Origin of the sequence: Streptomyces sp. ID05-39B (genome assembly GCF_033794725.1) — a bacterium.
Lineage (GTDB): Bacteria > Actinomycetota > Actinomycetes > Streptomycetales > Streptomycetaceae > Streptomyces > Streptomyces bobili.
Map to the genome: position 1 here is coordinate 1 of NZ_JARGEF010000371.1, position 5571 is coordinate 5571.

Sequence of the window (5571 nt, forward strand, 5' to 3'; positions counted from 1 at the left end):
TTTTTTACCCCGCACAGCCCCCGCCGCCTTGGAGTCACGTCCGTGACCCCCTCCCGGTGTTCCGTCGTCATAAAATGAGGGCACAAGCCTCACATGCCGGGATGGGCATCGCATTCCGGACTACGCCGAACGGAAAGCGGGGGAACGGCCTTCACGGGGGGTGCCACGGTGATGAGGTGTACGGGTGAGAGAGAATGACGGCATGGAGATGCCGAGGAACGAACGGTCGCCGGAGAACGCCCAGAAGATCCTGGTCGTGGGCCAGGACGGCATGGCACTCGGCGGCATCGACGCGGACGACGACTCCCGCGAGACCCCCGTGACCGAGCAGGTCGAGCAGCCGGCGAAGGTCATGCGGATCGGAAGCATGATCAAGCAGTTGCTCGAGGAAGTACGTGCGGCTCCTCTCGACGAGGCCAGCCGCGTCCGGCTCAAGGAGATCCACGCCAGCTCGGTGAAGGAGCTGGAGGACGGCCTGGCGCCGGAGCTGGTCGAGGAGCTGGAGCGGCTCTCCCTGCCGTTCAACGAGGATTCGACCCCGAGCGACGCCGAACTTCGGATCGCACAAGCCCAGTTGGTGGGCTGGCTGGAAGGCCTGTTCCACGGAATCCAGACCACGCTGTTCGCCCAGCAGATGGCCGCGCGGGCCCAGTTGGAGCAGATGCGCCGCGCGCTGCCGCCGGGAGCCGGCGGCCATGAGGGCGATGACGACCCGCGGGCGGGCGGGCGTACGGGCGGGCCCTACCTGTAAGCCGCGTACGTGAAGGGGCCGCCGGGTATCCGGCGGCCCCTTCACGTATGGCGGTGATACCCGTCACATCAGCTTGCTGAGTGATCGTCAAGAGCGCTGGCACTTCTATTCTTTCGGGGTTTTCCATCATCAAGGAGGAGACCCACATGAAGATGCGACGCTCGGTGCTTGTCACCGCGGGCGCCCTGGCCTGCCTGGCGATCCCGGCCATGGCCTCCCCGGCGGCAGCCGATTCGATGGTGACGGGCAGTTGTGGTGTCACCGGCGCCTACGGTGCCTACACGGGCTTCTTCGTCAGCAAGACCCGCATCGACCCGCTGAGGCTGCGAGCCGTCGACAACGCGGCCGACGGCCACCACGCGGCCGTTCGCCTGTCCACCGTCCAGAACGACGGCAACCTCGTCGCGTGGTCCTGGCACCGCAACTACGGCGGCAACGGCAGCGACCAGGTCTGGGACACGTACGCGACGGATGCGAAGGGCATCGCGGCGGTGCGCATCGACGTCGGCCTGTTCGAGGGCAACGACCTGCTGAAGATCTGCACCTCCACCAAGAAGGACAACCCCTACAGCTGACGGCGGCCCGTTCCCCTTACCCGGTCACTGCGGGGGATTGCCCGTCGAGACCTGCAGTTCGATGGGGTCCATGTTCTTCGGGTCCACATCGGTGCCCGCGGCGGGGAACTGGGCGAGGACGGCTCCGTCGCCCCAGGTGTTGTCGTCCTTCTCCTCGACGTCGATCCGCCAGCCCGCAGCCTGGAAGCACGCCTTGACCGAGTCGATGTGCTTGTACCTGAAGTCGGGCAGCCGGACCTTGTCCGGGTCGTTGTACGCCTCCTGCGGCTCGGTGCACTCGGAGGCGTCGATCGTCCTCGACGTGTCCGGGCCCCGGTAACCGGCGACCGGCGACGGTGACGCGGTGGGGGTGTGGGGGTCGCTGCCCTTGTCGTCGTCACTGCCGTTGGCCGCGAGGGTCCCGATCAGGGCGCCGATGGTCGCGAGGGCCACGATCGCCGACCCGACGAGCGCTCCCGTGCTGTTCTTGCGGCCACCGCCCGGGGCTCCCGCCGCCTGCGGGCTCATGCTGTACGCGGGCGAGGTGTTCGGCCCCTGCTGGTGGCCGTACGCCGGAGCGGGCGTCTGATAGCCCTGCTGCGGATAGCCGTACGACGGGGCGGGCGTCGAGGGAGTGCCGTACGGGTTGGGCGTCGGGGCCGGCTGGTACGGCGTCTGGACGTTGCCGACGGGGGCCTGGGAGTTCTGGCCGACCGGGGGGAACACGGCGGAGCCGACGCCGGAGCCGCTCTGCGAGGGGGTGCCCGCCACGATGCTCGGCGGGGCCGGCTGGAAGGAGGTCGCGACGCGCAGGCACTCGTCGCGCATGGCGACGGCGTTGGGGAAGCGCTCGTTCGGGTTCTTCTTCAGCGCGCGGGCGACGAGCGCGTCGACGGCCGGCGGCAGCGCGCGGTTGATGGAGGAGGGAGCCACCGGCTCCTCCTGCACATGCGCGTACGCGATCGCCAGCGGAGAGTCGGCGTCGAACGGCAGCCGCCCGGTGACCAGTTGGAACAGCATGATGCCGACCGAGTAGAGGTCGGAGCGCGCGTCGACGGCGCGGCCGAGGGCCTGCTCGGGCGAGAGGTACTGCGGGGTGCCGACGACCATGCCGGTCTGTGTCATCGAGGTGACGCCGGACTGCATGGCGCGTGCGATGCCGAAGTCCATCACCTTGACGACGCTGCGCTTGGTCATCATCACGTTGCCGGGCTTGATGTCGCGGTGGACCAGGCCCATCTCGTGGCTGATCTCCAGGGCGGCCAGCACATCCGCGGTGATCTTGAGCGCCTTGTCGGCGGGCATCGCGCCCTGCCGCCGTACGTCCTCGTCGAGCACCGAGCCCAGTGGGCGGCCCTCGATGTACTCCATGACGATGTACGGGGTGGTCAGACCGTCGACATCGTCCTCGCCGGTGTCGAAGACCGAGACGATGTTGGTGTGGGTGAGCTTGGCCACGGCCTGGGCCTCGCGGCGGAACCGCTCGCGGAAGGCCTGCTCGCGGCCCAGTTCGGTGTGGAGCGTCTTGACCGCGACCTGCCGGTCGAGCACCGAGTCGTAGGCGAGGTGCACCGAGGCCATACCGCCCTCGCCGAGCAAGTCGCGCAGCTGATAGCGGCCGCCGGCGAGCGCCCGCCCCGCGTACCGGCCCTGCGCGCCGTCCTGGCTCATCTTCTGCGTCCCCCGTCGGGCCACCGGCTTCTGCCGCTCGCCGTGGCTTGCCATTGATCGAAAGTGCTATTCCCGGCCAAGTCTGCCCCAGGGCACTGACACGTCAAGCTCGGTGCCCGTTCCGTGACCGTACGCGAAAGAAGAGTCGCGCAAGCGTTACAGGTGCCGTACGGCCGGTACACAGAATTTGCACGCCGGCGCGGAATACGGGTTTGATGGCCGATCCGTCTCCCACCGACCACCCGGGCTGATCCCGGACCGGCGGCTTGCGCTGAGGCTGTAGCGTGGCCGACGGAGACCGTAACAACACCGCGCGCACCGCGGGCAGAAACGACGGCGAGGACTGATGGCACAGCAGCAGCGCGCTCAGGGCCCGTCCGACCCCGAGGCGACTGGCGGCGGTATGTCAGATGCGCCGGAGATGTGGGGTAACGGCGGACTTGTCGGAGACGGCCGTTACCGGCTGACCGGCAGACTCGGGCGGGGCGGCATGGCGGAGGTGTTCGCCGCCGAGGACGTGCGTCTCGGCCGGACCGTCGCGGTCAAGCTGCTGCGGGCCGACCTCGCCGAGGACCCGGTGTCCAAGGCCCGCTTCACGCGCGAGGCCCAGTCGGTCGCCGGCCTCAACCACCACGCGATCGTCGCCGTGTACGACTCCGGCGAGGATGTCGTCGGCAGCCAGAGCGTGCCGTACATCGTGATGGAACTCGTCGAGGGGCGGACGATCCGCGACCTGCTCCTCAACGCCGAGGCGCCGGGCCCCGAGCAGGCGCTGATCATCGTCTCCGGGGTGCTGGAGGCGCTCGCCTACTCGCACCAGCACGGCATCGTGCACCGTGACATCAAGCCGGCGAACGTGATCATCACGGACAACGGCGCGGTGAAGGTGATGGACTTCGGCATCGCGCGCGCCCTGCACGGGGCGTCGACGACGATGACGCAGACCGGCATGGTCATGGGCACCCCGCAGTACCTCTCCCCGGAGCAGGCGCTCGGCAAGGCCGTCGACCACCGCTCCGACCTGTACGCCACGGGCTGCCTGCTGTACGAACTGCTTTCGCTGCGGCCGCCGTTCACCGGTGAGACCCCGCTGTCGGTGGTCTACCAGCACGTGCAGGACATCCCGGTGCCGCCGTCGCAGACCTCGGAGGGCGTGTGCCCGCCGGAACTCGACGGCCTCGTCATGCGTTCTCTCGCCAAGGACCCCGACGACCGGTTCCAGACCGCGGAGGAGATGCGCGGCCTCATCCAGTACGGGCTCCAGATGCTGTACGAGCAGGGCGCCCACACCGGCACCTGGAACACCGGCCCGGTCGGGGCGGGCACCGGCGCGGGTGCCGCCGCGGCGGGTTTCGCGAGCACCACCACGCTGCCGCAAGGCACCGACGGTTCCCACACCTCGCAGATCCCGCAGACCATCCTGCCCAGGGGCTACGGCAACGGTGACGACGGCGGCTTCGAGGGCCGCGGCAACCGGGGCAGCGGCCGCGGCAAGCTGTGGATCCTCGCCGTCCTCGCGGTGATCGCCATCGCCGCGGGCGTGGCGCTCGCGCTGAACAACCGGGAGGCGGGCGGCGGCGAGAGCGGGACCACCACGTCGCCGAGCGCCACCCCGTCCGCCTCCGACGACAAGGCGAGCGAGTCGCCGAGCGAGTCGCCGAGCGACGAGTCGACGGAGGACACCTCCGAGGGCAGCACCGGTTCGAACTCGGGCTCCAACTGGACGCCGTCCTACACGCCGTCCTACTCACCGTCTCCGAGCTACAGCAGCCAGCCGTCGGACGAGCCGTCGGACCCCGTGACGAGCGACCCCGTGACGGAGGAGCCGAGCGGTTCGGGGTCGAGCGACCCCGGCACCGCTGACGGCGGCACCGGCGATGGTGGGACGTCGGAGGGCGGCGGCACCATCACCGGAGTCACCGGCAGCGTCGGCGACGACGGCTGACCGACCGCACGGCGCAGCGCACGCGCGCGTGAACCCTGTTGACGGGGCTTCACGCGCGCGTAGTCGTTTTAGAGGGCTTCTTCAGTGACCCGCGGCCTCAGTCCGTGAACGCGTCGCACACCGCGTCGTACTCCCGGGTCCACCACACCGCGAGGGCGGAGGCGGCCGGGAACTGGGGGTCGGCGCGGGTGTCGCCGCGCTCGTAGTGCCAGCGCAGCATCCAGAAGTCGTTCAGGCGCTCCCACCAGACCCGGTGCACGGCCGCCGCCAGTTCGGAGGGCGTGGCCCCGGCGGCGGGCCGGTACGCGCGCGCGTAGGCCCGCGCCTTCGGCAGGTCGAGGGTGCCGTCGGGCCGGACGAAGAAGATCGCGGCGGCGCGTACGGCCTCCTCGGCGCGGGGCTGCACGCCGAGCCGGTCCCAGTCGACGATGGCGGCGGGGGCGTCTCCGCGGTAGAGCACGTTGAAGGGGTGGAAGTCGCCGTGCACCCAGCCGACCGGGCCGCTGTGCGGGGGCCGCCGGTCGGCATGGCGTTCCAGCAGCGTGCGGCGCTCAAGGAGGCGGTGGCGGGCCAGCTCGTCGAAGGAGTCGGCGGGGCGGTGCCTGCGCACGCGCGCGAGGAGGTCGTCGATCAGGGTGAAGGTGTCGGCG

At 70.1% G+C, this 5571-nt stretch carries 5 protein-coding genes; 3 read left to right on the forward strand and 2 right to left on the reverse strand.

Annotated elements, in window-relative coordinates; translation table 11 throughout:
- Window positions 1–202 precede the first annotated feature (202 nt).
- Together P1P75_RS39200 and P1P75_RS39205 are read left to right on the forward strand one after the other, a co-directional pair.
- Entirely contained in the window at window positions 203–751 is a 549-nt protein-coding gene (locus P1P75_RS39200) for a bacterial proteasome activator family protein (protein ID WP_319264386.1), read from the forward strand.
- A 146-nt stretch (window positions 752–897) separates the two neighbouring features.
- A complete protein-coding gene (locus P1P75_RS39205; RefSeq protein WP_319264381.1) occupies window positions 898–1326 on the forward strand; it encodes a hypothetical protein in 429 nt (142 codons plus the stop codon).
- 24 nt (window positions 1327–1350) lie between these two features.
- Here P1P75_RS39205 and P1P75_RS39210 read toward each other — a convergent pair whose 3' ends face one another.
- Entirely contained in the window at window positions 1351–2976 is a 1626-nt protein-coding gene (locus tag P1P75_RS39210; protein ID WP_319264387.1) for a protein kinase, read from the reverse strand.
- Window positions 2977–3322: 346 nt separating this feature from the next.
- Between P1P75_RS39210 and P1P75_RS39215 the strand changes: the two genes are divergently transcribed.
- Complete coding sequence (locus P1P75_RS39215; RefSeq protein WP_319264383.1) at window positions 3323–4921, forward strand: protein kinase; 1599 nt, start codon at window positions 3323–3325, stop codon at window positions 4919–4921.
- A gap of 97 nt (window positions 4922–5018) precedes the next feature.
- Here the strand turns inward: P1P75_RS39215 and P1P75_RS39220 are convergent.
- Window positions 5019–5571 (reverse strand): phosphotransferase (locus P1P75_RS39220; protein WP_319264384.1); only part of this gene is annotated, 553 nt, incomplete at its 5' end.

Excerpts from the sequence above, each read along its gene's own strand:
- P1P75_RS39200 (WP_319264386.1), top strand. The coding sequence starts at position 203 with ATGGAGATGCCGAGGAACGAACGGTCGCCGGAGAACGCCCAGAAGATC.
- P1P75_RS39205 (WP_319264381.1), top strand. The coding sequence starts at position 898 with ATGAAGATGCGACGCTCGGTGCTTGTCACCGCGGGCGCCCTGGCCTGC.
- P1P75_RS39210 (WP_319264387.1), bottom strand. The coding sequence starts at position 2,976 with ATGAGCCAGGACGGCGCGCAGGGCCGGTACGCGGGGCGGGCGCTCGCC.
- P1P75_RS39215 (WP_319264383.1), top strand. The coding sequence starts at position 3,323 with ATGGCACAGCAGCAGCGCGCTCAGGGCCCGTCCGACCCCGAGGCGACT.